The sequence below is a fragment of the Lacticaseibacillus sp. YLM2-1 genome (assembly GCF_056583465.1).
Genome location: NZ_CM152617.1, coordinates 2,241,577 through 2,267,367, shown reverse-complemented (window position 1 = coordinate 2,267,367; position 25,791 = coordinate 2,241,577). Strand labels below are relative to the sequence as shown.

General features: G+C 46.9%; 24 protein-coding genes and 1 riboswitch. Of the genes, 20 read left to right on the top strand and 4 right to left on the bottom strand.

The annotated features are described in order from the left end of the window. Positions 1-3 precede the first annotated feature (3 nt). The 3 genes from AC07KQ_RS10905 (at position 4) to AC07KQ_RS10895 (ending at position 2,039) form a co-directional block, all read left to right on the top strand. Positions 4-342 (top strand): DNA replication initiation control protein YabA, encoded by a 339-nt coding sequence (locus tag AC07KQ_RS10905; protein ID WP_274991018.1) that lies wholly within the window; start codon positions 4-6, stop codon positions 340-342. A gap of 1 nt (position 343) precedes the next feature. Beyond that, positions 344-1,201, top strand: a complete 858-nt coding sequence (gene rsmI / locus AC07KQ_RS10900; protein WP_274991017.1) for a 16S rRNA (cytidine(1402)-2'-O)-methyltransferase — start codon at positions 344-346, stop codon at positions 1,199-1,201. Between the two features lie 94 nt (positions 1,202-1,295). Continuing rightward, positions 1,296-2,039: an acyl-[acyl-carrier-protein] thioesterase gene (locus tag AC07KQ_RS10895; protein ID WP_003567089.1), complete on the top strand. Its 744-nt coding sequence runs from the start codon at positions 1,296-1,298 to the stop codon at positions 2,037-2,039. Between the two features lie 95 nt (positions 2,040-2,134). On the opposite strand, the gene AC07KQ_RS10890 is transcribed toward AC07KQ_RS10895, so the two are convergent. After that, positions 2,135-3,115, bottom strand: a complete 981-nt coding sequence (locus AC07KQ_RS10890) for an asparaginase (protein ID WP_003567083.1) — start codon at positions 3,113-3,115, stop codon at positions 2,135-2,137. Between the two features lie 340 nt (positions 3,116-3,455). Continuing rightward, a riboswitch (THF riboswitch) is annotated at positions 3,456-3,550 on the top strand. A 36-nt stretch (positions 3,551-3,586) separates the two neighbouring features. On the opposite strand from AC07KQ_RS10890, the gene AC07KQ_RS10885 reads away from it, so the two are divergent. The 6 genes from AC07KQ_RS10885 (at position 3,587) to AC07KQ_RS10860 (ending at position 7,986) form a co-directional block, all read left to right on the top strand. Then, positions 3,587-4,105 carry a folate family ECF transporter S component gene (locus AC07KQ_RS10885; protein ID WP_003567081.1) on the top strand — a complete coding sequence of 173 codons (519 nt, stop codon included), beginning with the start codon at positions 3,587-3,589 and terminating at the stop codon, positions 4,103-4,105. Between the two features lie 230 nt (positions 4,106-4,335). Beyond that, positions 4,336-4,941 carry a hypothetical protein gene (locus tag AC07KQ_RS10880; protein ID WP_003571280.1) on the top strand — a complete coding sequence of 202 codons (606 nt, stop codon included), beginning with the start codon at positions 4,336-4,338 and terminating at the stop codon, positions 4,939-4,941. A gap of 315 nt (positions 4,942-5,256) precedes the next feature. Continuing rightward, a complete protein-coding gene (gene tsaB / locus AC07KQ_RS10875; RefSeq protein WP_003567077.1) occupies positions 5,257-5,979 on the top strand; it encodes a tRNA (adenosine(37)-N6)-threonylcarbamoyltransferase complex dimerization subunit type 1 TsaB in 723 nt (240 codons plus the stop codon). After that, positions 5,963-6,496 (top strand): ribosomal protein S18-alanine N-acetyltransferase, encoded by a 534-nt coding sequence (gene rimI, locus AC07KQ_RS10870; RefSeq protein WP_003567075.1) that lies wholly within the window; start codon positions 5,963-5,965, stop codon positions 6,494-6,496. Before tsaB ends, rimI begins: the two co-directional genes overlap by 17 nt. A gap of 33 nt (positions 6,497-6,529) precedes the next feature. Next, a complete protein-coding gene (gene tsaD, locus AC07KQ_RS10865) occupies positions 6,530-7,555 on the top strand; it encodes a tRNA (adenosine(37)-N6)-threonylcarbamoyltransferase complex transferase subunit TsaD (protein ID WP_003571278.1) in 1,026 nt (341 codons plus the stop codon). Positions 7,556-7,650: 95 nt separating this feature from the next. After that, positions 7,651-7,986 (top strand): PTS sugar transporter subunit IIB, encoded by a 336-nt coding sequence (locus AC07KQ_RS10860; protein ID WP_003567071.1) that lies wholly within the window; start codon positions 7,651-7,653, stop codon positions 7,984-7,986. A 273-nt stretch (positions 7,987-8,259) separates the two neighbouring features. Here AC07KQ_RS10860 and AC07KQ_RS10855 read toward each other — a convergent pair whose 3' ends face one another. Next, the gene (locus tag AC07KQ_RS10855) at positions 8,260-10,212 is read right to left on the bottom strand and encodes an ABC-F family ATP-binding cassette domain-containing protein (RefSeq protein ID WP_003580616.1); all 1,953 of its coding nucleotides are present in this window, start codon (positions 10,210-10,212) and stop codon (positions 8,260-8,262) included. A 217-nt stretch (positions 10,213-10,429) separates the two neighbouring features. On the opposite strand from AC07KQ_RS10855, the gene AC07KQ_RS10850 reads away from it, so the two are divergent. The 4 genes from AC07KQ_RS10850 (at position 10,430) to AC07KQ_RS10835 (ending at position 13,503) form a co-directional block, all read left to right on the top strand. After that, positions 10,430-11,083: a redox-sensing transcriptional repressor Rex gene (locus AC07KQ_RS10850; protein WP_003567066.1), complete on the top strand. Its 654-nt coding sequence runs from the start codon at positions 10,430-10,432 to the stop codon at positions 11,081-11,083. 141 nt (positions 11,084-11,224) lie between these two features. After that, positions 11,225-11,590, top strand: a complete 366-nt coding sequence (locus AC07KQ_RS10845) for a GntR family transcriptional regulator (RefSeq protein ID WP_003567064.1) — start codon at positions 11,225-11,227, stop codon at positions 11,588-11,590. Next, a complete protein-coding gene (locus tag AC07KQ_RS10840) occupies positions 11,587-12,474 on the top strand; it encodes an ATP-binding cassette domain-containing protein (RefSeq protein WP_003571274.1) in 888 nt (295 codons plus the stop codon). Before AC07KQ_RS10845 ends, AC07KQ_RS10840 begins: the two co-directional genes overlap by 4 nt. After that, entirely contained in the window at positions 12,475-13,503 is a 1,029-nt protein-coding gene (locus AC07KQ_RS10835; RefSeq protein ID WP_003571273.1) for a hypothetical protein, read from the top strand. A gap of 61 nt (positions 13,504-13,564) precedes the next feature. Here the strand turns inward: AC07KQ_RS10835 and AC07KQ_RS10830 are convergent, their stop codons facing one another. Together AC07KQ_RS10830 and AC07KQ_RS10825 are read right to left on the bottom strand one after the other, a co-directional pair. Then, positions 13,565-14,623 (bottom strand): LCP family protein, encoded by a 1,059-nt coding sequence (locus AC07KQ_RS10830; protein WP_003571272.1) that lies wholly within the window; start codon positions 14,621-14,623, stop codon positions 13,565-13,567. Positions 14,624-14,703: 80 nt separating this feature from the next. Next, the gene (locus AC07KQ_RS10825) at positions 14,704-15,348 is read right to left on the bottom strand and encodes a CPBP family intramembrane glutamic endopeptidase (protein WP_274991002.1); all 645 of its coding nucleotides are present in this window, start codon (positions 15,346-15,348) and stop codon (positions 14,704-14,706) included. 151 nt (positions 15,349-15,499) lie between these two features. Between AC07KQ_RS10825 and groES the strand changes: the two genes are divergently transcribed. The 7 genes from groES (at position 15,500) to AC07KQ_RS10790 (ending at position 25,704) form a co-directional block, all read left to right on the top strand. Continuing rightward, positions 15,500-15,781 (top strand): co-chaperone GroES, encoded by a 282-nt coding sequence (groES, locus tag AC07KQ_RS10820; RefSeq protein ID WP_003567052.1) that lies wholly within the window; start codon positions 15,500-15,502, stop codon positions 15,779-15,781. A 36-nt stretch (positions 15,782-15,817) separates the two neighbouring features. Further along, positions 15,818-17,452 (top strand): chaperonin GroEL, encoded by a 1,635-nt coding sequence (gene groL, locus AC07KQ_RS10815; RefSeq protein ID WP_003567042.1) that lies wholly within the window; start codon positions 15,818-15,820, stop codon positions 17,450-17,452. A gap of 494 nt (positions 17,453-17,946) precedes the next feature. Beyond that, positions 17,947-18,291, top strand: a complete 345-nt coding sequence (locus AC07KQ_RS10810) for a DUF1827 family protein (RefSeq protein ID WP_003567020.1) — start codon at positions 17,947-17,949, stop codon at positions 18,289-18,291. Between the two features lie 229 nt (positions 18,292-18,520). Continuing rightward, positions 18,521-20,350, top strand: a complete 1,830-nt coding sequence (locus tag AC07KQ_RS10805; protein ID WP_003571271.1) for an APC family permease — start codon at positions 18,521-18,523, stop codon at positions 20,348-20,350. A gap of 266 nt (positions 20,351-20,616) precedes the next feature. Continuing rightward, a complete protein-coding gene (gene mutS, locus AC07KQ_RS10800) occupies positions 20,617-23,190 on the top strand; it encodes a DNA mismatch repair protein MutS (RefSeq protein ID WP_011674831.1) in 2,574 nt (857 codons plus the stop codon). A gap of 4 nt (positions 23,191-23,194) precedes the next feature. Next, on the top strand, positions 23,195-25,150 hold the full coding sequence (gene mutL / locus AC07KQ_RS10795) for a DNA mismatch repair endonuclease MutL (protein ID WP_274991003.1): 1,956 nt from the start codon (positions 23,195-23,197) through the stop codon (positions 25,148-25,150). After that, positions 25,147-25,704 carry a Maf family protein gene (locus AC07KQ_RS10790; RefSeq protein WP_003571268.1) on the top strand — a complete coding sequence of 186 codons (558 nt, stop codon included), beginning with the start codon at positions 25,147-25,149 and terminating at the stop codon, positions 25,702-25,704. Before mutL ends, AC07KQ_RS10790 begins: the two co-directional genes overlap by 4 nt. Positions 25,705-25,791 lie beyond the last annotated feature (87 nt).

Genomic DNA, 25,791 nt, shown 5'->3' with positions numbered 1-25,791 from the left:
CTTGTGGAAAAGAAAGAATTATATGATGGCTTCTTGACCCTTGAAAAACATGCCCAGCAGATGCTCAGAGAAATCGCCGCTATGAAGGACGATATGGCAGAAACGCTTGAACGCAATGCTGAACTTGAGATCGAAAACAAACATTTGCGTCAACATTTGGCAGAATTAGAAAAAGATGACAATAAAACCAGTGATGGTGGGGTTGAATTGTCTAAGTCGAAGCAAAATCTTGAAAGTCTGTATAATGAAGGCTTCCATGTTTGCCCGGTGTTCTATGGCCAGCGCCGGGTCAATGATGAGCCATGCGCTTTTTGTACTGAGATTATTTACGGGGAGAATTGACTTGGAGCAACAACGAAGCTTCGGTTCACATACAACAGGCACACTTTATCTGGTGCCAACGCCGATTGGCAACTTGGGCGATATGACAATTCGTGCGATTGAAATTCTGAAAACAGTCGATTTGATTGCAGCAGAAGACACGCGGCACACGCAAATGTTACTAAATCATTTTGAGATTAAAACTAAAACGATTTCGTTTCATGAGCATAACACACAGATGCGCATTCCTGAGTTGTTGGCTAAGTTGGCAAACGGCGAGACAATTGCTCAAGTCAGCGATGCCGGTATGCCGTCGATTTCTGATCCAGGCAAGGAATTGGTACGCACAGCCATTGATTCCGGTGTGCCAGTGGTGCCATTACCAGGAGCCAACGCCGCGACAACTGCGCTGATTGCTTCCGGCTTGCCGCCGCAGCCGTTTTTGTTCTACGGCTTTTTACCGCGTAAAGCTGGGGAGAAAAATCGCGAATTGGAGAAGTTAGCCCATGAATCAGCCACCTTGCTTTTTTATGAAAGCCCACATCGGGTTGGCAAAACGCTGGCAGCAATGCAGACTGCTTTTGGTGATCGACAGGCGGCTTTGGCCCGTGAGTTGACGAAAAAATTCGAAACCTTCATTCGCGGTTCATTGTCGGCATTACAAACTTATGCCGCTGGTGACCTAAAAGGCGAATTTGTGATTATGGTAGAAGGTGCGGCTGATAAGCCAGCAGTTGATGTGACGGTGCCTTTAAAAATGCAAGTTGAGGCAATTGTGGCCACTGGTGCCAAACCAAATGCAGCGATTAAATTAGTCGCCAAACAAAATGGCTTAGCGAAGCAAGTGGTGTATGATGCTTATCATGAGTTGGAAAAATAAGCAAAGCGTGAGATCTGGTGCGTTTAGAAACAGGCTTATGCGAAGCCAACCGGATTCTGTGCCAGCAAGTGTGATTTAAGGAGGAGTCATCCTAATGGGAAAGGTCTACGAAGATGATTACCGGATTCCCGGTTTTGCGGGTGATCGGTATGGTCGCGCCGGATTGGCAAATATGATGAATGTCATGTTAGAAATTTCGGAGCGCCAGTTAGAGACGTTGCATGCCGGGATGGATGCAATTAATGAATTTCAGGCTGGTTGGGTGATCACGCAGTATCATATGGATATTCAGCGGATGCCGCGAATTGAGGAACCATTGCGCGTGGGGACCGAGGCGACGACTTACAATAAATTCTTTACTTACCGGGATTATTGGATTGACGATGCGCAAGGGCAGCGCTTGGTAACAGTGAATAGCAACTGGGTCATCATGGATCTGCGCACACGCAAAATTGTGGACGTGATTCCGGAACTGGTGGAGCGTGTCGGCGCGGTCAGTGATCGCAAAATCAAGCGATTTCCGCGGCTTAAAAAGATCACCACCCCAGATGGTCAAGAAGATTTTCATGTCCGCTATTTTGATATTGACAGTAACGGACACGTCAACAATGCTCATTACTTGGAATGGATGGAAAATAGTCTTGGCTATGATTTTTTGAGTACCCATACGTTACGCGGGGCGGATATTCGGTATGAACGTGAAGTCGCGTATGGCACGACGCCTGTTGCCCAATATCAGCATGATCCGGATGATCCCACCAAAACCTTGCACCGCGTCGTAACCGGCGAGCAGGTCAACGCAGAAGCGCAGATGATTTGGCAGGATTTTAAAGCATAGTAAAGCGGCACTAAGCAAAAAAGAGACGTTTGCTTAGTGCCGTTTTTGCGTTGCGGTCTTCGAAATCGAGGATAATCCCAGCTATTTGTTAATTGTCAGCTAACAGCATTATCCACGAAGTCGGCTAGATCCTGCCCCTGTTTGCCGTCACTGAGGCCGACTTGCAACTTAATTCGTGCCTTTTGGCCATTCAAGCCTTGACAGAAAATGATGCCCATTTTCTTAAGTTGCACACCACCGCCTTCGTAATTGTAAACGGCTTGCGCAACACCATTAAAACAGCGGGAAACGAGAACAATCGGGATGTTGCGATCCAGCAGCCGTTGAATGGCAGGTAAGGTGGTCGGCGGTAGATTGCCGGCACCGAGCGCTTCAATCGTCAAGCCGTGGGTATCTTCAGGCAGTGCATCGAACAAGGTGCCATCCATGCCAGCATATGCTTTGATGAGGAAGACCTTGTCGACGAGGTGATCAATCGCACAGATTTCTTGATTAATCAGTTCTTGAAAGAATCGGACGCCATCTTTGGTGACCAAACCGACTGGACCGAATGTTGGTGTTCGGAAAGTAGCCACATTGGTCGTGTGCGTCTTGGTCACGAACCGAGCGGTATGAATTTCGTCATTCATGACAACGAGCGTTCCCTTATTGCGTGAGTCGTCGCTGGCAGCCGTTTTAATGGCGCTTTGAAGGTTCTCCAGACCATCGCTGCCGATTTCGTTACTAGAGCGCATAGCGCCTGTCACGACCACTGGCATCGCCGAATCAAGGGTCAGATCAAGAAAATAGGCGGTTTCTTCCAGCGTATCCGTCCCGTGAGTGATCACGACGCCATCGCTGCCTTCTTTTTCCGCTTGGCGGATGCGTTTAACGAGTTCTAGCATCCGTTCTGGGGTCATGTGCGGGGATGGGAGGTTGAAAATTTCTTCAGTGGTGAGTTCGACGTCAGCAGGGACAAAACTGTCAGCACCAAGTAACGGGTTATGTTGGCTGGGCATAATGTCACCTTCGCTATTTTCAGTCATCGAAATGGTACCACCCGTATGCAAAACGAGAATATGTTTAGTCACGGTCATATCTTCCTTTCAAACGTTGTCGCATTTCATTATACGGCTCTTTATGCAGCCGCGAACAGCTAAAGTCAATGGCGCGAACACCCATAATTAGGTGTAAAAAAACACTTCTAAAATGAAGTGTTGAGGGAATCCCCTTTCAGGGAGTATGAGCAACCAGAAAGATATGATTACGAGAATCTATTTTAGCGAATCAATCTGGCAGCTAACTTGGTAAAAACCAAGAAAATACCGAGAAAATCGTGAGATATTTTTCACGTGTGATCACAAAAAATGCGAATGCGAACATTTCGGGGGTTCCCTTTCTACAATTTTCGGTGTACGATATGTCTCGTGACAAAATCTAGGAGTAGGAACCTGCGCGTTAAGTGCTGCCGGAACGGAATGTGAACGGCAGACGAAGACAAGTGTCGCGGTGCAGGTGCCGCATTCGCCTGATATTTAGGCGTCTCCGAAAAAAGGAGATTGCAGCTTATGCAAGTATTATCGTTTAGTAGTCCCAAGCTTTCCACCCGGAACATGGTGTATATGGCCATGTTGATGGCGATGCAAATCGTTCTGGGCCGTTTCTCGTTCGGAACCCCTTGGCTCAAGATTAGTCCAGCGTTCTTTGCCACGATCCTCATGGGATATTATTTTGGCCCATGGTTGGCGGCCGGCGCTGCTGCGCTGAACGATCAGTTGTCAATTATGATCTTCAGTCCGGGAGCCAACTTCCCGGGTTTTACCATCAGTGCAGCCATTGCGGCAATGCTTTACGGCATGTTTTTCCACGGCAAGAAGGTAACGGTTCTTCGGACATTGCTCGCTGTCGGCATGGTTTTGTTGATTAGCAATATCATTTTGACAACACTATGGTTAAACATCATGGGTACGCCATGGCAAGGCATTATCTGGCCGCGAACGATCAAGAACGTGGTCATGTTGCCAATCCAAACGGCACTGTCTTATGGAACGTTAAAAGCCATTGAGCGAATTCGTCCCCACCTTTGATTGATTTGCTATAAAAGCAAGCGCTTTGAACAAGCCAGTCATAGATCGTATTTTTACATTAAAAATAGCCCCAGACAGATTGACCTTCTGAATGCTTTCACGATGGTCGGCTTGTCTGGGGTTTTTAATTGTTGGCAATCTGCCATATCGAGTATGTGCCCCAAAGTGGTCAACATGAAACCTAACTGATAGAATAAGAAAACTCAAAAAAAACAGAAGGGCTGGCTGCTATGTTTGCTGGATTAATCATTGTGGTTGTGTTGGCGTTGGTAGGGACAGGAATTTGGGCACTGCAACTGGAACGGCGAATCGTGACGATGCAATTAGCAACACACAAGATGATGTTTCCGAACCAGGTGCGCAGCGGACGCAAGACTTACATTCGTAATTTGTATCGTGAGAATACAATTGCAAAATGGGTGCGGCGATTGGGACTGATAGGCAGTATTGTTGGTGGCTTGACGCTTGCATATGCCATTGGCAATCAGTTTTATAGCGAATTTGGTCAATTACCCATCATCGGCAACTTCTACGTCTTTCCGACAGACTATTTAACTGAACGTGATCATGCACTATGGGTGCTGGCCGTGGCTACCATGATTGCAGGTGTTGCTTGGTCATGGCTAGCCAAGTGGCTCCATGATGCTTTGCTGGCGGCAAATAAAACAACTGGTGTTCAAAGCGCCACCGATCTCTACTGGACGCCAGACGAGATCATCCATCAACGGTTATGGTTAAAAATCACCTTGCAAGGCTTACTCGTTGTTGGTGGTGTGCTTTTACTCATTGCGGCCATGACAGGTGCGTTACCTAATCCGGGAGAGGCTTGGATCTGAAGCGCGGGCATAAACGCGTTCGCCAGACCAGCAACTTGCGTGTAAGGACCCTGAACGCAATGGCCAAAGCGCGGCCATCACGTTCAGGCCCACTTACACTCCGGTTTCTGAGCGGTCTGGCTCACGCTCTTGACTGAAACGCGTTCGCTGGCGCAGCAACCTGCACATAAGGACCTAAAGCCTAAATGGTCCAAACCCGACCATTTAGGCTTTAGGCCGCTTATGTTCCGGTTTCTAAACGCGCCAGCTCACGCTCTGCTCTTATTTGTGATAGAATATTGCCATGATTATGCCATGAGAAGGGAGGGTCTATTGATGCGATTATTAGCGCTTGATACTTCAAACGAAGCGATGTCAGTTGCTGTGTTAGATAATGATAAGTTGTTGGCGCAGACGACGATTAATCGAAAACGGACGCATAGTGAGCAACTACTGCCAGCGATTGATGATTTAGTGGCTGCTAGTGGCCTGCAGCCGGAGGACTTGGATAAGATTATTGTCGCAGATGGACCGGGATCCTATACTGGCATTCGAATTGCCGTGACGACAGGGAAAACATTAGCTTACACATTAAACATTGCCCTAGCTGGCGTTTCCAGTCTGGCGGTGCTTGCCGCCAACATCACAGATACAAAAGCGATGATTGTGCCAATTATGAATGCGCGCCGCAACAATGTGTTTACAGGTGTCTACCAATGGAACAAGGGCCGGCTGATCAATGTGGTTACAGATCGGCACGTGCCATTAAAACTACTGCTCACTGAATTAGCCACTTTGCACCAGCCGGTGATCTTTGTGGGCAGTGATGCGGCTATGTTTCGGGCTCAGATTATTGAGACCTTGGGCGGATTAGCGCAATTTGCACCGAGTTGGCTAAACTTGCCACAAGCATTACGTTTAGGACAATTAGGGAAAGATCTGCCGCCTGTGTCTGTTTATGATTTTGTGCCGCGTTATCTGCGGCTGACCGAGGCGGAACACAACTGGTTGGAAGCACACCCCGGCAGAGGACATGATGTTTATGTTGAGAAAGTTTAAATCGTGGTTCGATCGCACGACACCTGATGAATTGAGCTTTAAGCCACAAACGATCACGGTTCGCAATAAAGAGTATTTACTGCGGCGTATGACAGAAGACGATGTCGATGCAGCATTAGCGATTGAGCGACGGATTTATCATGATACACCGTGGGATCGTTACGCTTTTTTCTCTGAGTTGCGTAAAGTTCGGCATTCGTTGTATTTGGCTGTTGAAGATGCTGGTCAGTTAGTCGCATTAATTGGCACCTGGTTTACCTTAAGTGAGGCCCATGTGACCAACATCGCGGTGGACCCAGCATACCAGCACATGGGTCTGGGACGTTTTTTGATGCAGTTCATGATTGGCCGGGCGATTGATTATGGCAGTCAAAAAATGACGCTTGAAGTGCGGACGAATAACGACATTGCTAAGCATCTGTATCGGTCGCTCGGTTTTCAGGACGGGAAAATTAAAAAAGGTTATTATGTCAGCAATCACGATGATGCACTCGATATGTATCGGCCATTGCCGTAATCGATCATTATCGTCGTTGTAGAGGAGAACAATGTGGCAGCAAGGGAATTAATTTTAGCGTTTGAAAGCAGCTGCGACGAAACCAGTGTGGCTGTCGTTGAAAATGGTGACACAATCTTATCGAACATCATCGCCACACAAATTAAAAGTCATCAACGATTTGGCGGTGTTGTTCCGGAGGTAGCCAGTCGTCATCATGTGGAACAAATTACGTTGGTTACAGATGCAGCGTTGAAAGAAGCGGGCGTCACTTATGATGATTTGACTGCGGTGGCAGTCACATACGGCCCAGGGCTAGTAGGCGCATTGTTAATTGGGGTGACGGCTGCCAAAACCATTGCCTACGCTCATCATTTACCATTAATTCCGGTTAATCACATGGCAGGCCACATTTATGCCGCCCGTTTTGTGAAGCCGCTTGCGTATCCATTACTGGCACTGGCGGTTTCAGGCGGTCATACTGAGTTGGTTTATATGCAATCAGCTGGGGAATTCGAAATCATTGGCGATACACGTGATGATGCCGCCGGTGAGGCTTACGATAAAGTTGGTCGGATTCTGGGCATTCCATATCCGGCCGGTAAAGAAGTTGATCGGTTGGCACATCTTGGTCAAGACACTTTCCATTTTCCACGGGCGATGGATAAAGAAGACAATCTTGACTTTAGCTTCAGTGGCTTGAAATCGGCTGTTATCAACACGGTTCATCACGCCCATCAGTTAGGCCAAGAGCTCAGTCGAGAAGATCTAGCCGCTAGTTTTCAAGCGGCGGTTGTCGATGTTTTGGTTCACAAAACGCAAAAGGCACTGCATCAGTATCCGGTTAAACAACTCATTGTGGCCGGTGGTGTTGCAGCCAATCAAGGGCTTAAAGAAGCCATGAACGAAAGCTTGGCTGTGAATTTTCCAGATGTCGATGTGATTGTGCCGCCACTTCGCTTGACGGGTGATAATGGCGCAATGATTGGCGCAGCTGCTCATATTGAATGGGCGAAGCAGCATCTTGCTTCAGAAAGCTTGAATGCTGATCCAGGATTGAGCTTTACCCACGCTTCATAATAAATGCAAGGCCGACAGCGATTTCGTTGACGCCGCCTAACTGTTTTGGTTAGACTTATCTTATAGATAAGTTTGTTAACGAAAGGATGATTCCCATGGCTGAAAAAACGATTATGTTGGTCTGTTCCGCCGGTATGTCAACCTCAATGCTGGTACAACGGATGAAAAAAGCAGCAGAGGCAGATGGCCTTGATGTTGATGTTTTCGCAACGGCAGCAGCAGATGCTGATAATAAACTTGCATCTGAACCCGTATCTGTTCTGATGCTCGGACCGCAAGTACGCTTTATGGAAAGTCAGTTTGCCGCTAAAGTTGCTGGTACTAATATTCCTATGGCCGTTATCGACATGCGAGCCTATGGGATGATGGACGGTGAAAAGGTTTTGCGGCAAGCCTTGGCGTTGATTGATGAGAAGGCTTCGAGTAAGTAGACAACAAAAATGGTGTTGGAACATCATTGACAGTTAACAATAGGCGAATGATTTTTCCGTAAAAGGAAAATCATTCGCCTATTATTTTCTCGGAGATATTTTTTAAGGCTCAAAGATACCAGTGCCAAGGAGCAATCGTAGGCCAGATGGGCTCGAAGCGCCGTCACAGCTCTAGCTACGCGTCGCCACCCCATCTGGCCGGAGATTGCGGAGTTTGGCACGACCAAGGACCATCTTTGGCCGTGCCTATTTTGAATTTAAAGAACAGCAGTTTTAATTGTTATCAGCATGCATATCTTCCAGTTGAATGCCCTTTTCTTCCCAAGCGTCTTCAACTTTAGCTGTTTGTTTTTGAACTGTTTCGAGTTCTGTCTGCAATGTTTGCATTTTGACATAATCACTGAGGACGTCTGGTGCAGTCATCGCTTTTTGAATTTTGGCCTCTTGTTGGCTAAGATCTTGAAGTTGCTGCTCTAAATCATCCACTTCCCGCTGAAGTTTGCGTTCAGCGCGGGCGTCTTCTTTGGACTGCTGGTAAGAGGTCGCACCAGCAGTTTCAGTTTTTGCCGTTGGCTGAGCAGCGGCTGCGGCGGCTGCTTCTGCCTGAGTTTCGGTGAGTTTTTCTTGATAGTAATCCCAGTTGCCCAGATAAGTAGTGCTGCCGGTCGGGGCAATAGCGACCACATTTGTTGCCAACTCGTTGATGAAGTACCGGTCATGCGAAACAAATAAGACAGTCCCGCTGAAGTCTTTTAAGGCCTGTTCTAGGACTTCTTTGCTGTTGATGTCCAAATGGTTGGTCGGTTCATCAAGCACTAAGAAATTATCGTGTTTCAACGCTAATTTAGTGAGTTCCAGCCGCGCTTTTTGGCCGCCAGATAAGGCACTGACCGGTTTTTGAATGTCGTCCGCCAAAAAAAGGAAGGCCGCGAGCACGGATCGGACATCCTTTTCAGGCATCATCGGGTGATCGTCCCAGATTTCGTCAATGACAGTGTTTTTAGGGTTAAGCTGTTGAATTTCCTGATCGTAATAGCCTACGTCGACATTGGCGCCAAACTTGGCATCTCCTTTAAGAAAAGGAATTTTTCCCAAAACACTTTTCAGTAAAGTAGATTTACCGACACCATTTGGTCCGATGATCGCAATTCGGTCAAACTTATTCACTTGAAAGTCAATCGGGCCAGCCATGGGTTTGTCCGGCTCATAACCAACTGTCGCCTGCTCGACTTTTAAAACTTCATTACCGCTTGGTCGCGTTGGGGTAAAGTTAAAATGCACCGTTTTATTATCGCCAGCAGGTTTTTCAAGCACATCCATTTTTTCTAATTGTTTACGTCGAGCTTGAGCCTGTTTGGTGGTGCTAGCGCGGACAATATTCTTGTCGACAAAATCCTGCAGCTTGGCAATTTCTTCCTGCTGCTTATTGTAAGCCTTCCAAGCTTGAGCTTGACGATCAGCTTTTTGCTTGAGATAGCCGCTATAGTTAGTTTTGTAATGTGTCGCGTGGTGATGATCTAATTCATAGATCTCAGTGACCACGTGATCGAGGAAATATTGGTCATGACTGACAGTTAAAATAGCGCCCGGATAGGTTTTTAAGTACCCTTCAAGCCAACTCAAGGTTTCAATGTCAAGATGGTTGGTGGGTTCGTCAAGGATGATCAAGTCGTGTTTTTCGAGTAGCAGCTTCGCCAGCGCCAATCGAGACCGCTCACCGCCAGATAAAGTGCCAACCGGCTTGTCATAAGTCGTTTCGCCGAACTGAAAACCATGTAAAACGGAACGAATTTCGGCTTCATAGCCATAACCATTTTGTTCGTTAAAGTCATGTTGCAATTGATCGTATTGTTTCATCGTTGCCGCAAAAGCTTCTTTGTCGGCGATGAGTTGCGGATCACCGAGTTTAACTTCTAAGTCATGTATTTGCCGAGCCATCGCTTGTAATGGTGCAAAGACCGTCAGCATTTCTTTAAAAATCGTTTTGTCAGAATCAAGTCCTGAGTTTTGTGCTAAATAACCAATTGACAGGTTCTTCATGGTTGTGACCTGACCAGCATCGGGTGGGGCAATACCAGTCAGGATCTCCAGCAGGGTCGTCTTGCCAATGCCGTTGGGCCCGACTAAGCCAATGCGCGCGCCGTTTTGAATTTCTAAGTTGACGTTAGCAAATAATTCATTGCCGTTAAAACTGCGGCCAACTTGTTGCGCCTGCAAAATGATCACAGGGATACCTTCTTTCACAATAATCGTTAGAACCTAATATACCATAGTTTCGTTCATCGGCGCGCGTTCCCCGATGGTCCCTGGATAATAAAAAATTTGCTTGTGAAGATGTATCCGCTTGCCTTCACACTATAAACCAGCTAATATAAGCAAGAGATACTATGTTGGACAGTTCACATGTTCTGCGTGGGAATACTTCTACAGGAGGCTTGCTTATATGGCGGAAACAATCATCCCCAAAGCAACGGCAAAACGCCTGCCCGTGTACTACCGTTATCTGAATTTTCTAGCCAATTCCGGAACAACCAAGATCAGTTCGACTGAATTGTCGGACGCAGTGAAGGTTGATTCGGCAACTATTCGGCGTGATTTTTCATACTTTGGTGCATTGGGTAAACGCGGTTACGGCTATGATGTCGTCGATCTACTTAATTTCTTTAAAAAGATTCTGAATCAGGATCGGTTAACCAATGTCGGGTTAGTCGGTGTCGGCAATCTTGGTCACGCGCTGTTGAATTACAACTTTCGGCAGGCAAACAACATTCGGATTAGTGCTGGCTTTGATATTAATCCCGAATTAGCTGGTACCATCCAAAGCGGTGTCCCAATCTATCCCATGGATGAAATGATCAAACAGATCAAGGATCAGCAAATCGAAATTGTGATTTTGACGGTGCCGATTGATGCTGCGCAACACATTACGGATGATTTGGTTAAAGCAGGGATCAAGGGCATCATGAACTTCACCCCGATTCGCATCTCTGTACCAAGTTATGTTCGCGTGCAAAACGTTGACCTAGCAACAGAATTACAGACGCTCATTTATTTCTTGGAACATTACGGGCCGACTTTAAAAGAACCAGAAGCATAATTTGTCGAAAACGCCACTAGTCGGCGTTTTTTGTTTGGAAAAAACGTGAGAGCAAGTCGTTCGATAAGACTTGCTCTTTTCGCTTGCCTTTTTAAGTGTACTACGTATAATAGTACACATAATACGAAAGGGGGCGTGGTCATGGCGACCGATCCGTATGCCCATTTGGCTTACTACGAGCGCCTTGTGTTGCAAATTAAAGCACAAGTGGTGCAAGGCGTGTTGCTGCCAGGTGACAAATTGCCATCGGTGCGAGAGATGGCAAAACAAGAGCAGCTCAATCCCAACACGATTGCAAAGGCCTATAAGCAGCTTGAAGCAGATGGCGTGATCTATGTTGAACCAGGACGCGGCTCGTTCATTGCCGAACCGTTAAGGCAGGCCAATACAAAAGATATTGCGGCATTTCGGCCTAAATTTGATGCCTTAGTGGTTGAAGCGCAGAGTTTGGGGATCAGCATTCCCATTCTGCAGGCATGGCTCAATGAGAAGGAGGGACAAGCATGAGTTTAACGATCACAAAATTGCAAAAAAAGATTGCCGATCAGGCTGTACTGAATAACATCACATTTTCCTTATCACTAGGGCAGGTGGTCGGGCTTGTCGGGCCTAACGGTATTGGGAAAACGACCATCTTCCGAACAGTGACGCATCAATATCGTGCGGACGGGGGCACCATTGAGTTGGATGAACAGGACTTGACCGACCATCCGGAACAACGCGAAAACCTTTTTTACCTTGATAATCAACATCTCTTCTTCCGTAAATACCGGTTGGATAAAATCGCCGGCGATTATCAATTGCTCTATGCGACGTTTGATCAAGCGCGGTTTATGGCGCTGATCAAAAAGTTCGGCCTGCAAGGATCACAACGTTTTCAGAGCCTTTCAAAAGGTTTCCAGGCATTGGTGATGGTGGCGTTGGCGCTGGCGAGCGGGGCACCGTATGTTTTTCTGGATGAACCATTTGATGGGTTGGATTTGCTGATTCGCGAGCGGATTGTCAATTTGGTGGTAGATGCTGTTGCTGATGGTAAACGAACCTTTCTCATCGCCTCACATAATCTAGTCGAATTAGACGGCTTGTCAGATCGCGTTTTGTTCGTTAAAGCCGGTCGGATCAGTCAGGACTTGACGCTAGAGGACGTCAGACAGCAGGCGATCAAGCTGCAGTTAGTTTTCAAAACCAAGGCGATTCCTGATGTGATCAGGGAACAAGGTCGGATTCTGACCATTCGTGGACGCGTGATCGAAGCGGTTTTCCCGCATTTCACACCTGAAGTCAAGGCCGCGATTGCCGCCGAAGAACCCGTGCTGAATGAGAGCTTGCCGTTATCGCTATCTGATTTATTTAAAGTTGAGTTTCGCGCCAAAAACGCGGAGGTGAAATAAATGGGTGAAGATCGTTTATTGAAACTGGTAAGATCGCGACATAAAGTTTTGTTGCGGGTGATCGTAGTCTTTGCACTGTTGCTGTCAGCGGTGAATTTGGGTCAAAGCATACAAAACTATCATAACGAGCAAAAATACGTCATGGACTTAGCGCAGTTTGAAGAAAGTAAACAAGAGGCCAAGAAAAATCACCTTACTTTTTATAACAATAAAAGTTATGAAGAGTATCGGGAAGACCAGCGTCATCTTTTTATTCCAAATCAAAAAGGGCAACTTTTGTCTGACCTTATTAGTGGTCGCTTTTTCACGGTTGTCTCGTATTTGATTCCGCTAATAGTCGGTTTAGCAATAGCCAGTATTGACCAAGCGAGTGGTTTTAATGCAGCCATTTTCAGTAGTGGGTTTCGCCGAAGAAGGGTATTTGCAACACGTTATTGGTATGGTTTTCTGAGTCTTCTTGGTGTGATGATGCTTGGCTCAGGGATCACCATCATAGGTTATTATGTTGCCATTCCTGCTATGTATGTCGGATTGAGTGGGATGAATCTTTTAGGTGTTTTGCTCATGAATATAGCGGTCGTTAGTTTCATGTATACAATCGGCACCGCCATTGGTACGATTTTCGCGTCACCGTTTTGGATGGGGGTCTTCGGGCTGTTCGGTACGTGGTTTGGGGCAACTGCAGCAGATCGACTGATCTATTCAACGATGCGTTCGAATCCAGTCCGGTTATCAGGCAACAACTTATTTTTTGCCTACTTTATTGCCGCGATGGTTATCAGTATTATCGGCTATTTTGCGACGAGGTGGTTATTTGACCACATTTCGCTGGAAAATGCGGGCAATGTTCTCTTACTGCCAAAATTACGCTGGGTGGTCATGATATATGCATTGGCTGTCATACCATACGGGCTTGGTCAGTGGCTGTTAAACAATGAGCTGCTTTCTTATACCGTTTCAATCATAGCCATTCTTGCTCTTGGTTTCTGGTGGTGGTATCGGGAACGACCCCAGAAGAAACTTGCTTGAGGCTTGAATTTAAGCGCAAAAACACCCGCAGACAGTGAAATCTGCGGGTGTTTTTGAATGATCAATCATACGGGGTAAAGATAATGTAGTTTTGGTCCGTGGTTGCCTTAAAGTCAAACTGCGTGTTCTTCGCATTTTGTTTTGTCTCTTCATTGCTGATGGTTTCGGTTTGCAGCCCCAGAGCTGTCCGAAGTTTGTTGGAGATTCGTTGCATCTCAGCGTCGGAAGCAATCTGGTAAGCACCATCGCCGACCCATGCGTTGACACCTTGCAAATGATCAGTCGAAACTGTTTTTGCGGCGTCACGGTAATTCAAGAAAATACTTTGCATATCATCAAAACTCATATTCGTGGCAATATTTTTTGAGATAGTGTCCATGAGCTTGGTAAAATTGCCAAGTGATCCAACAGAAATTGCTTTTTTGAGAATGGCCTTGATGACTTGTTGCTGCCGCTTCTGTCGGCCATAATCGCCCTCTGGGTCAGAGTGACGCATCCGTGAATATGCCAACGCCATATTGCCATTGAGATGCATGGGGCCTTTCGTGAACTTCTGGTTGCCAGTGTATGGATCCTGAAAGGAAAACGGTACGACGACATCAATACCGCCGACAGCATTGACGACTTTTTCAAGCGCCCCCATGTTGATTGTTAGGTAGTAAGAAATCGGGACATTGACCAGCTTGGAAACAGTGTTGATCGCCATGTCCGAACCGCCAACGTTGTACGCGGCATTGATCTTCTGCATGTTGAATTCCTTTGTGCCAATTAACTCTGCAGCGGTGTCACGCGGGATACTGACCATGGTTGTTTTCTTGGTTTTAGGATTAACGACAGCAACAATCATGGTATCAGAGTTGCCTTTTTCAATCCGACCATCAGCACCAGTATCGACGCCTAGTAGCAAAACGGCGAACGGCTTCTTGTTAGCAATGTCGGTACTGACATGTTTGGTCGCATGATATGTATTATTGATGGCATATTTTGCCTGACTGTATAACCGCAAGGCATACGCACCTGTTGTGAACAGACCAACCACAACGATTAGGCTGATCAATTTGCCCCAGCGAAAACGCCTCGGCTTCTGTTGTTGTTGGCGGCGATTAGAACGGGTCTCCATGTTTGAACTGCTCCTTCACAAAATCATTATTTCTATTATAAGAGATGAAAGCAGGGGTCAAGGTTAATATTCGATTACGATTATAGGGTGTGGGCGAGATAGTAAAGCCAAACCACCCACAAAGATCCAAGGCGGGCGATAATAGCCGTGCTGACTGCGCCAGTGTGTCGATAATCATATGCAAGAACAAGTCCAACCAATGTGGCGCTTAACCAGTGTCCGCCCGGTTGCGTTAAAGCAAACAGGAGACTAGTGATCAAGGCACCGCCAAAGATACCGGTGACATTCACAAGATTACCGAATAGAACTTTGCGATAGGTTAGCTCTTCCAACACAGGAATAGCCAATCCGATCACTAGGAAATACCACGGATTAGTTGCCATACTGGACAGCTGCTGATGAATTAGGCTGCTAGTTTGCGGTATTTTGAATAAAAATGTTTCTAGCCATGAACCCACAAGCTGAGCGACCAAAACGCCAACGATACCGATTGGTCCCCAGAAAACCCGCTGTTGTGGGGCGGCAACCCCAGGTTCTTCGATGGCGTTGGCAATGACTAACTGTCGCTCACTGAAACCAGCGGCAATCATCGCCAGCACACTGATCACAGTAGCAAGACCTAAGCTGAGTCGGCCAACGGGTAAGATTTGGAAAATCAGCAAGTTACCAATCAGCGCCACTAAATAGGCACCAATAATGGAAAGTCCATGTTTTTGTAGTGACATAAAGAGCTCCTTTAAAAAAATGTCTGGAATAAGTATAACATTCCACGGTTTGGGGTTGCATTCAACCGCAAAACTCGTTATAGTTACTTCTGTAGTTAGCACTTAGACATAACGAGTGCTAAATCAAAAAATGTAATGTGGAGGGATTGCCTTGTTAAAACCATTAGGAGATCGCGTGATTGTCGAGGTCGTTGAAGAAGAGGAGCAGACAGTTGGCGGCATCGTTTTAGCCAACAACGCAAAACAAAAGCCGCAAACCGGCAAAGTTGTTGCAGTAGGTGAAGGCGCTTTGACACCAGAAGGCAAGCGTTTGCCAATGGCCGTCAAAGTTGGCGATACTGTATTATACGACAAATACGCCGGCTCTGAAGTGAAGTATGAAGGTCAAGACTACCTTGTATTGCATGAAAAAGACATCATGGCAATTGCGTAACTAAATAATCGATCAATTTTGAGGTGAATAAAAACAATGGCAAAAGAAATTAAATTCTCTGAAGACGCACGTGCTGCAATGCTGCGCGGCGTTGATCAGTTGGCAAACACAGTTAAGACAACCTTAGGACCAAAAGGCCGCAACGTTGTTTTGGACAAGAGCTATGGCTCACCGGAAATTACCAATGACGGTGTCACAATTGCGAAGTCCATTGACTTGGAAGATCACTACGAAAACATGGGCGCCAAGTTGGTTGCCGAAGTTGCTTCCAAGACAAATGACATTGCTGGTGATGGTACCACAACCGCAACGGTTTTGGCACAAAGTATTATCCGCGAAGGCATGAAGAACGTTACAGCCGGTGCTAATCCTGTTGGCATTCGCACAGGGATTGAAAAAGCAACTAAGGCTGCCGTTGACGAATTGCACAAGATTAGCCACAAAGTTAATGGTAAGAAAGAAATCGCGCAGGTTGCGTCCGTTTCTTCCTCAAATACAGAAGTTGGTAGTCTGATTGCTGACGCCATGGAAAAAGTTGGCCACGATGGTGTGATTACCATTGAAGAAAGCAAAGGGATTGACACTGAACTCTCTGTTGTTGAAGGGATGCAGTTTGATCGCGGCTATCTGAGCCAATACATGGTCACCGATAATGATAAGATGGAAGCTGACCTTGACGATCCTTATATCTTGATCACCGACAAAAAGATTTCCAATATTCAGGACATTTTGCCGCTGTTACAAGAAATCGTTCAACAAGGTAAGGCACTGTTGATCATTGCTGATGACGTTGCTGGTGAAGCATTGCCAACCTTAGTTCTGAACAAGATTCGTGGTACCTTCAATGTTGTTGCGGTTAAGGCCCCTGGCTTTGGTGATCGGCGTAAGGCTCAACTTGAAGATATCGCTACCTTGACTGGTGGTACCGTGATCAGTTCTGACCTTGGCTTGGATCTTAAAGACACCAAGCTTGAACAATTGGGTCGTGCCGGCAAGGTAACGGTTACCAAGGACAACACCACGATTGTTGATGGCGCTGGCTCTAAGGATGCCATTGCTGAACGGGTTAATATCATCAAGAAGCAAATTGATGACACGACCAGTGACTTTGACCGTGAAAAGTTGCAAGAGCGTTTGGCTAAGTTAGCTGGCGGTGTTGCGGTTGTCAAGGTTGGTGCCGCTACTGAAACTGAATTGAAGGAACGCAAGTATCGGATCGAAGATGCTTTGAATGCGACCCGTGCCGCGGTTGAAGAAGGTTATGTTGCTGGCGGCGGTACAGCTCTGGTAGATGTTTTGCCTGCAGTTGCTGCTTTGAAAGAAGAAGGCGACGTTCAAACCGGGATCAACATCGTGCTACGTGCGCTTGAGGAACCTGTTCGCCAGATTGCTGAGAACGCCGGCAAAGAAGGTTCTGTCATCGTTGAACAGCTGAAGAAGGAAAAGCAAGGCGTTGGTTACAATGCCGCTACTGATGAATGGGAAGATATGGCTAAGTCAGGTATTATTGACCCAACCAAAGTGACCCGTTCTGCATTGCAAAACGCCGCTTCCGTTGCTGCTTTGATGCTGACGACTGAAGCCGTTGTTGCTGACAAGCCAGATCCAAATGCAAATAATAATGCTGCCGCTGGTGCTAACCCAGCAGCAGGCATGGGCGGTATGATGTAATTTCTGCCTATTCGTTCAACAAAAGCACTGGCTTATGCGCCGGTGCTTTTGTTGTTTACATAGTGTGCTTTTCAAGTTTTCAAGGTCACTTTATGAAGTTAATTAACATTTCTGTGCCTAATCATTAGTCACTAAGGGGCATTCATTGGTAAAATAAAGATAGTTTCATGTTGTATGATGGTTAATTAGTAAGATCATCAGCCGTGGACATCAAAGCGATGTCGCGGTCATAACGCGTTCGCCAGCGCAGCAACCTGCGTGTAAGGACCTTGAACGCAATGGTCAAAGACCGACCATCACGTCCAAGGCCACTTACACTTCTGTCACTAAGCGCGCTGGCTCACGCTCAGTCATAACGCGTTCGCCAGCGCAGCGACCTGCGTGTAAGGACCCTGAATGCAATGGCCCAAACCCGGCCATCACATTCAGGTCCACTTACACTCCGGTCGCTAAGCGCGCTGGCTCACGCTCACACAAAAAAAAGGGGCGATTTGATGAAGCTGATTCAAAATCCCATTCGGCTTAACGCCAGCTTGCACAAAATGTTACCGAACACAATGCGGTATCTTTATAATCGAAAGCCGGTTAAGTTTTTTGAATTATATACGTTAGGATCTGTTCATGTTTATTACGTTGAAGGATTTGACCAAGTCGATGTCGTCTTGACCCACGACAAACGCACCATTAAAGATGCTGAGATTGATTTTGTCTTGGAAAAACTGTTGCCTGATACGCCTAAAGCTGACCTTAAAATTGACCACGCTGCTAAAAGCGAGATCGAGCACGAGGTTCATCGCAAGTTGAAGGTCCATGATGTTGTGATTATCGAAAAGGCGTAACGAAAACGACCACTTTCCCGGGCATCACCGAGAAGGTGGCCGTTTTTGCTTTTTTGCACATCATGCTAGTTAGGACGATATTGTTGGGGCTTTTCGTCAGGGAATCTCACCAAGTTGTCATGTTGCGTTAGATAAGGTAGGCTTGAGCGTCTATTTAGGTTACACTGATGATTGTTTGTGTTTTGGTTAAATTTTCCCGATACATTCGGTTCATATAGGAGTAATGAAAATGATGCATTTAAAGCGCCTGTTTATTGGGCGACCACTGAAATCTTCTGAGGAAGGCGGTCAAAAGCTTAACATTTTCAAGGCACTGGCGATGTTATCGTCAGATGCGCTTTCAAGTGTGGCTTACGGGACTGAACAAATTGTCTTAGTTCTGACGACATTGTCAGCGGCTGCGATTTGGTACTCATTGCCGATCGCTGCCTTTGTTTTAGTGCTCTTGATTTCATTGACACTATCCTATCGCCAGATTATTCACGCCTATCCTAGTGGCGGCGGCGCGTATGTTGTCGCTAGCGAAAATCTAGGTAAAAATGCCGGTCTAACCGCAGGCGCTTCATTACTGATTGATTATATGCTAACGGTTTCAGTCTCAGTTTCCGCGGGTGCTGAAGCGATTACCAGTGCAATTCCTGCGCTTTATGGCAAGCAGGTGATCATTTCACTGATCATCATTTTCATCTTGATGAGCATGAATTTACGTGGCATGAGTGAATCGGCCAATTTTTTGATGGTCCCGGTTTACTTATTCGTTGTCGTCATGACGGGTATGATCATCTGGGGACTTTACCAAGTGGCAACAGGCGCTATTCCGTACAAGGCAACTTCCTTTGTCGGTGCAGCGATTCCGGGAGTCTCGATGGCCTTGATCTTCCGGGCATTTTCCAGTGGGTCCAGTTCACTGACTGGGGTTGAAGCAATTAGTAATGCGGTGCCGTTCTTTAAAATACCTAAAGAAAAGAATGCGGCTAAAACGTTGGCCATCATGGCTGCCATCCTTGGCTTCTTCTTTGCTGGTATTACATTTTTGAACTATTGGTACGGTATTGTGCCGGTGGCCAAAGTGACGGTGCTTTCGCAGGTGGCCAAAGAGACCTTTGGCGGAGCAGGTATCATGTACTACGTTGTTCAATTTGCGACCGCCTTGATCTTGGCTGTGGCAGCTAATACCGGATTTTCAGCTTTTCCAGTTTTGGCTTTTAACTTGGCCAAAGATAAGTTTATGCCGCATATGTATCTGGATCGTGGCGATCGCTTGGGTTACTCTAACGGGATTTTGACACTGGCGTTAGGAGCCGCGGCGCTGATTACGATTTTCCAAGGATCAACTGAACGGCTGATTCCGTTGTACGCGGTTGGTGTGTTCATTCCATTTACCTTGTCGCAAAGTGGGATGATTATCCATTGGTTCCGTCATCGCGGAAAAGGTTGGATTGGCAAAACGATTGCTAACTTCTCTGGCGCGTTGATTTCCTTTGCAATTCTCGTCATCCTGTTTGCTTACCGATTGCTTGATATCTGGCCATTCTTTATTGTGATGCCACTCGCCATTTTCATGTTTTATAAAATTCGCGATCATTATGACAAAGTTGCTGAGCAATTACGCTTGCCGGTCGAAGTGGCACAACATGATTACGATGGCAGCACCGTCATTGTTTTGGTCGGTAATGTCACTCGGGTTACGCGCGCGGCCTTAAATTATGCTCAGTCAATTGGCGACTATGTCATTGCTATGCACGTTTCGATGGACGAGAATCCCAATAAGGAAAAAGAAACCCAAAGCGAATTCCGCGCGGATTTTCCAGAGGTGCGATTTGTTGATATCCACTCATCATACCGTTCCATCGAAGCCCCAACTATTCGCTTCGTTGACATCGTCGCGCGCAACGCCGCCAAACGGAACTTTACAACCACGGTACTCATTCCGCAGTTCGTACCACGTAAAAAATGGCAGAATATTCTTCACAACCAAACCAACTTCCGCCTGCGCGCCGCCTTTGCAAGCCGCGAGAATGTCATCATTGCCACTTACAGTTATCATTTGAAGAAGTAGGGAGACTACTTGCAAAACGGTTAGATCATGATGATCTGATCGTTTTTTGGTTTGAACGTATACGTAGCCGCGGAAATCTGTACATAAGAAACTTGAAGCTAAATGGCTCAAAACCAGCCATTTAACTTCAAGTTTACCGATGCTTCGATTTCTAACCGCAACAACTCACTCTTTGCACTTGCCAGGGGGTCGCTCAAAGTTGACGCACCTGTTAAAATGGATCATATAGAACGTCAAAGAAAGTCAAAGGACGAAGGGTGAATTTCGTGCCGCAAAAAACCAGTGAAACGCCTATGATGCAGCAGTACAACGAAATCAAGGCGCAATATCCGGATGCGTTTTTGTTTTACCGCATCGGAGATTTTTATGAATTATTCAATGATGATGCCATCAAAGGTGCTCAGTTGCTCGAACTAACATTAACTGCACGAAACAAGAGTGCTGACGATCCTATCCCAATGGCTGGTGTCCCGCACCACGCTGTCCAAAGTTACGTTGATATTTTAATTGACCACGGTTACAAAGTTGCGATCTGTGAACAGATGGAGGACCCTAAAAAAGCTGTCGGGATGGTTAAACGAGCCGTCATTCAGTTGGTAACGCCAGGGACAAATGTTGACATCAAAGCCGGTGCAGCCAAGTCGAATAACTATATTACCGCTGTGATGCCGCATGCAGCAGGTTATGCGTTTGCGTATGCCGATGTATCGACCGGTGAGCTCAAAGTGACGGATCTAAAAAGCAAATTTGCTCTGCAAAACGAACTGAGTGCGCTGGCCACCAAAGAAATCGTTGTGCCTGAGGAATTGACCGATGACGACGCGGGAATGCTCAAGCAAGGGGAACGGCTTCTGTCAGTCCAACCTGATGCCGAGCCGACGAGTGAAGGCAGTTATGTGTCACAGGCGCTAACTGATCCTGCAGAGGCTGCCGTTGTGCAGATGCTAATGGCCTATTTATTGAACACGCAGAAACGCAGCTTGGCCCATATTCAAAAAGCGGTTGCTTATCAACCTTCCGCCTATCTGGAAATGGATCAGGACGCCCGTAGTAACCTCGACATTTTGCAAAACAGCAGAACGGGACGCAAAGGTGACACTTTGTTGTCGTTGCTTGATTCGACCAAAACAGCGATGGGTGGCCGCTTATTGAAACAATGGCTGGATCGACCATTACTGGATATTGATGCGATCAGTGTGCGGCAAAATCAGGTTCAGGATTTATTGGATCACTTTTTTGAACGCAGTGAGTTGCAGGAACGACTGACTAAAGTCTATGATCTTGAGCGGTTAGCTGGCCGAGTTGCTTTTGGTACCGTTAATGGTCGTGATTTAATTCAGTTGCAAACCTCTTTGGATCAGATCCCGGCTATTCAGGATGTGCTGGGTAAGCTTGATGATGGCAGTTTTAAGGCACTTCGCAGTAAAATGGACCCAGTCAGCGATGTCGCCGGATTGATTCGCCGTGCGATTGAACCCGAACCGCCGATTTCAGTGACAGACGGTGGCTTGATCCTCCGAGGGTACAATCAAAAACTGGACAGCTATCGTGATGCCATGAAGAATTCCAAACAATGGATCGCTGAACTAGAAGCATCGGAACGCAAAGCAACTGGCATTCACACACTTAAAATTCGTTACAACAAGGTTTTTGGTTACTTTATCGAAGTGACTAAGTCCAATTTGGACAAAATACCGGAAGGGCGCTATGAACGCAAACAGACACTGACAAACGCTGAACGGTTTATCACCCCAGAGCTGAAAGAAAAGGAGACCTTGATTCTTGAAGCGCAGGAAAGCTCAACAGCGCTCGAGTATGATCTTTTCCAAGACATTCGCGACAAGGTCAAAGCCCAGATCAAACGACTACAAGCTTTAGCCGCCCAAATTTCATCTTTGGACGTGTTGCAAAGCTTTGCAACAGTGGCTGAAAACAGTCATTATGTCCGACCAACGATGCATGCCGGGACTCATGATATCAATGTTAAGGGTGGTCGCCACCCAGTCGTGGAACATGTACTTGGCCGAGACAGTTATATTCCTAACGATGTCATCATGAATCACGACACCGATATGTTGCTGATCACCGGGCCTAACATGTCAGGGAAAAGTACCTACATGCGCCAATTAGCCTTGATTGTTATCATGGCGCAAGCGGGTTCGTTTGTCCCGGCAGATGTAGCTGACTTACCGATTTTTGATCAGATCTTTACCCGAATCGGAGCAGCTGATGATCTTGCCAATGGCGAAAGTACTTTCATGGTTGAAATGCTGGAGGCCAATGCTGCATTAAGCCACGCGACGGCTTCCAGCCTGATTCTTTTTGATGAGATCGGCCGCGGCACGGCAACGTATGATGGGATGGCGCTGGCACAGGCAATTATTGAGTTTTTGCATGATCATGTCCACGCCAAAACGCTGTTCTCAACGCATTATCATGAGCTAACTAGTTTGTCAGATTCCTTGGCGAAGTTAAAGAATGTCCATGTTGGTGCCGTTGAGGAGCATGGCAATCTGGTTTTCTTGCACAAAATGATGCCTGGCCCTGCCGACAAGAGTTATGGGATTCACGTCGCCAAGCTCGCCGGTTTACCGGCAGATTTGTTAGCGCGTGCTGATACGATTTTGAAACAGCTTGAAGCCGATGCACCCAATAAAACGGCGCCAGCACCAGCGCCGCAAGTTGAAGAGCAACAATTGTCGTTGTTTGAAGAACCAAAACCGACGCCAAAGAATAGTCCGATTCTGACGAAACTTGCGAAATTTGACTTGATGGCGGCCACACCGATGGACGCGATGAATTTCATATTTGACCTGCAGAAGCATTTAAAGAAGAAGTGATTTTATGCCAAAGATTCACCAACTATCGGCAACATTAAGCAACCAGATCGCTGCTGGGGAGGTCATTGAACGCCCTGCCAGTGTTGTCAAAGAACTGGTTGAAAATAGTATCGATGCACAAGCAACGCAAATTGACGTCCTGATTTCCGCGGCTGGTTTGCAGGAGATTCGGGTTAGCGATAACGGCATCGGGATTGCCCCGGATGACGTTGCAACAGCGTTTTTGCGGCACGCCACCAGTAAAATTCTGACGACGCGTGATTTATTTAATGTGCATTCATTGGGCTTCCGTGGCGAAGCGTTGGCAAGTATTGCCGCGGTTGCCGACGTAAAGTTGACAACGGCAACGGATTCAGGGATTGGCACCCAGATTCACGTCAAAGGCGGTGAGGTTGAAGCGCAGTCGACAGCGGCTCACCGACGCGGTACGGATGTTGAAGTGAATGATTTATTCTTCAACACACCGGCGCGGCTGAAGTATATGAAGTCGCAGCAAACTGAACTGGGAAAAATTGTGGATATCGTCAGCCGATTGGCGATGGCAAATCCTGATATTGCCTTCACGGTTTCACATGATGGCAATATGGTGGTGCGCACAGCTGGTCAAGGCGATTTGCGCCAGACGCTGGCCGGAATTTATGGCTTGTCTGTGGCGCGCTCAATGGTTGACTTCAAAGCACAAGATCTTGATTTTCGGGTTAGCGGGTTAACAAGTTTGCCTGAAACGACCCGAGCTTCGCGTAATTACTTGAGTTTAGTTGTCAATGGCCGTTATATTAAGAACTTCCAACTGACTAAGGCGGTTATTGCCGGTTACGGCTCGAAGTTAATGGTGGGGCGTTATCCAATGGGCGTCATCAACATTGAGATGGATGCTGCGTTGGTCGATGTCAACGTTCACCCGACAAAGGCCGAGGTGCGTCTGAGCAAGGAAGATCAGCTTAGTCATTTGCTCAGCGAGGCGATTCGAACACGATTGGCGAAGGAAAACCTGATTCCCGATGCGCTCGATAATCTGCCAAAAAGAGAACGGTATGATCTGGATCAACTGGAACTGACATTGAATAAGATCAGCCCCAAGACGGTGCCCTCAGTTCAGCCGCAGCAAGGGCAGCAGTTGCGCGAAAACACAACTACTAACTTGGCAGACACGGCTGCTGAGGAGCCGACACCGGCACCAACTTCACCAGATCTTGAGATTGGCGATTTGGATGATCAGCCGATTTTTAACGAACCGCAACGTCTGGCTGCATGGGATCAGCGGTATCAGCGGCTAGCTTCGAATGTGGTCCCAACCTTGATGGCAGATGAGCCGGAACCTGATATTTCGCATGTCGAATCAGCTGAGCGTTTTCCAAATCTCACGTACTTGGCGCAAGTCCACGGCACTTATTTGCTAGCGGAATCAGGCGATGGGTTATATATTTTGGACCAGCATGCTGCACAAGAACGGGTGAACTATGAGTATTATCGGCAAGCTATTGGCGAAGTCAGCAACGACCAACAACATTTACTCGTACCGATTGTGTTAGACTATTCCGCGGCTGATGCCATTAGCATTCGTGATCATCGGGACGTGCTTGAGTCGGTTGGACTATATCTGGAAGATTTTGGCCAAAACAGCTTTGTTGTTGAACATCATCCGACTTGGTTTAAAGCTGGGCAGGAAGAAGATACCATTAAAGAAATGGTGGATTGGGTTTTGCGTGATGGTCGCATGACAGTCGCAGCGTTTCGGGAGAAAACTGCTATCATGATGAGCTGTAAGCGTGCCATTAAGGCCAATCACCATTTGGACGACAGACAGGCTCGAGCATTATTGCAGAAGTTGCCGGAATGTGAGAATCCCTTCAATTGCCCGCATGGTCGGCCGGTTTTGGTTCACTTTTCAAACACCGATCTTGAGAAAATGTTCAAACGGATTCAAGACAGTCACGAAAGCGGGGAAATGCAAGCATGATCATTTTGGCCAGTCATTCACCACGGCGACAGGAATTGTTAAAGCGGATTGTGCCTGACTTTGAAAGCCATCCTGCCAGTATCAATGAACGCGCTTTGCCAGTGTTGGATCCGCCAGCATATGTTCAGAGCTTGGCGACAGCTAAGGGACAATCACTTGTACCAAGTTACCCCGGGGCAACGATTATCGCCGCCGATACCATGGTGGCGTTTCAAGGCAAGTTATTAGGCAAACCACATGACCGCGCCGAAGCCAAACAGATGATCACGGCATTGGGTGGTCAGACACATCAGGTTTATACCGGTTTGTGGGTGCGCTTGGACAATGGTAGCGTACGGCAGCAGGTCGTGACGACTGATGTTACCTTCTGGCCGCTAAGTGAAGCGGATGTTGAATCGTATCTGGCGGAAGACGCCTACCAAGACAAGGCAGGCGCCTATGGCATTCAGGATGCTGGAGCACTACTGGTCAAGTCAATTCAGGGTGATTTCTACAATGTCATGGGCCTGCCCATCAGCACCTTGTACCGCATGCTGTTGGCCGAACCGCAATAAATACGGGCAATCAAAAAAGTCTGACGATCCTCAGCGAGATGAAGTGTTTCGCTGAACGTCAGACTTTTTTTAGCGCTAAGTAGTTTG

Excerpts from the sequence above, each read along its gene's own strand:
- AC07KQ_RS10895 (WP_003567089.1), top strand. The coding sequence starts at position 1,296 with ATGGGAAAGGTCTACGAAGATGATTACCGGATTCCCGGTTTTGCGGGT.
- AC07KQ_RS10890 (WP_003567083.1), bottom strand. The coding sequence starts at position 3,115 with ATGACCGTGACTAAACATATTCTCGTTTTGCATACGGGTGGTACCATT.
- AC07KQ_RS10885 (WP_003567081.1), top strand. The coding sequence starts at position 3,587 with ATGCAAGTATTATCGTTTAGTAGTCCCAAGCTTTCCACCCGGAACATG.
- AC07KQ_RS10880 (WP_003571280.1), top strand. The coding sequence starts at position 4,336 with ATGTTTGCTGGATTAATCATTGTGGTTGTGTTGGCGTTGGTAGGGACA.
- tsaB (WP_003567077.1), top strand. The coding sequence starts at position 5,257 with ATGCGATTATTAGCGCTTGATACTTCAAACGAAGCGATGTCAGTTGCT.
- rimI (WP_003567075.1), top strand. The coding sequence starts at position 5,963 with ATGTTGAGAAAGTTTAAATCGTGGTTCGATCGCACGACACCTGATGAA.
- AC07KQ_RS10860 (WP_003567071.1), top strand. The coding sequence starts at position 7,651 with ATGGCTGAAAAAACGATTATGTTGGTCTGTTCCGCCGGTATGTCAACC.
- AC07KQ_RS10850 (WP_003567066.1), top strand. The coding sequence starts at position 10,430 with ATGGCGGAAACAATCATCCCCAAAGCAACGGCAAAACGCCTGCCCGTG.
- AC07KQ_RS10845 (WP_003567064.1), top strand. The coding sequence starts at position 11,225 with ATGGCGACCGATCCGTATGCCCATTTGGCTTACTACGAGCGCCTTGTG.
- AC07KQ_RS10840 (WP_003571274.1), top strand. The coding sequence starts at position 11,587 with ATGAGTTTAACGATCACAAAATTGCAAAAAAAGATTGCCGATCAGGCT.
- AC07KQ_RS10835 (WP_003571273.1), top strand. The coding sequence starts at position 12,475 with ATGGGTGAAGATCGTTTATTGAAACTGGTAAGATCGCGACATAAAGTT.
- AC07KQ_RS10830 (WP_003571272.1), bottom strand. The coding sequence starts at position 14,623 with ATGGAGACCCGTTCTAATCGCCGCCAACAACAACAGAAGCCGAGGCGT.
- AC07KQ_RS10825 (WP_274991002.1), bottom strand. The coding sequence starts at position 15,348 with ATGTCACTACAAAAACATGGACTTTCCATTATTGGTGCCTATTTAGTG.
- groL (WP_003567042.1), top strand. The coding sequence starts at position 15,818 with ATGGCAAAAGAAATTAAATTCTCTGAAGACGCACGTGCTGCAATGCTG.
- AC07KQ_RS10810 (WP_003567020.1), top strand. The coding sequence starts at position 17,947 with ATGAAGCTGATTCAAAATCCCATTCGGCTTAACGCCAGCTTGCACAAA.
- AC07KQ_RS10805 (WP_003571271.1), top strand. The coding sequence starts at position 18,521 with ATGATGCATTTAAAGCGCCTGTTTATTGGGCGACCACTGAAATCTTCT.
- mutL (WP_274991003.1), top strand. The coding sequence starts at position 23,195 with ATGCCAAAGATTCACCAACTATCGGCAACATTAAGCAACCAGATCGCT.
- AC07KQ_RS10790 (WP_003571268.1), top strand. The coding sequence starts at position 25,147 with ATGATCATTTTGGCCAGTCATTCACCACGGCGACAGGAATTGTTAAAG.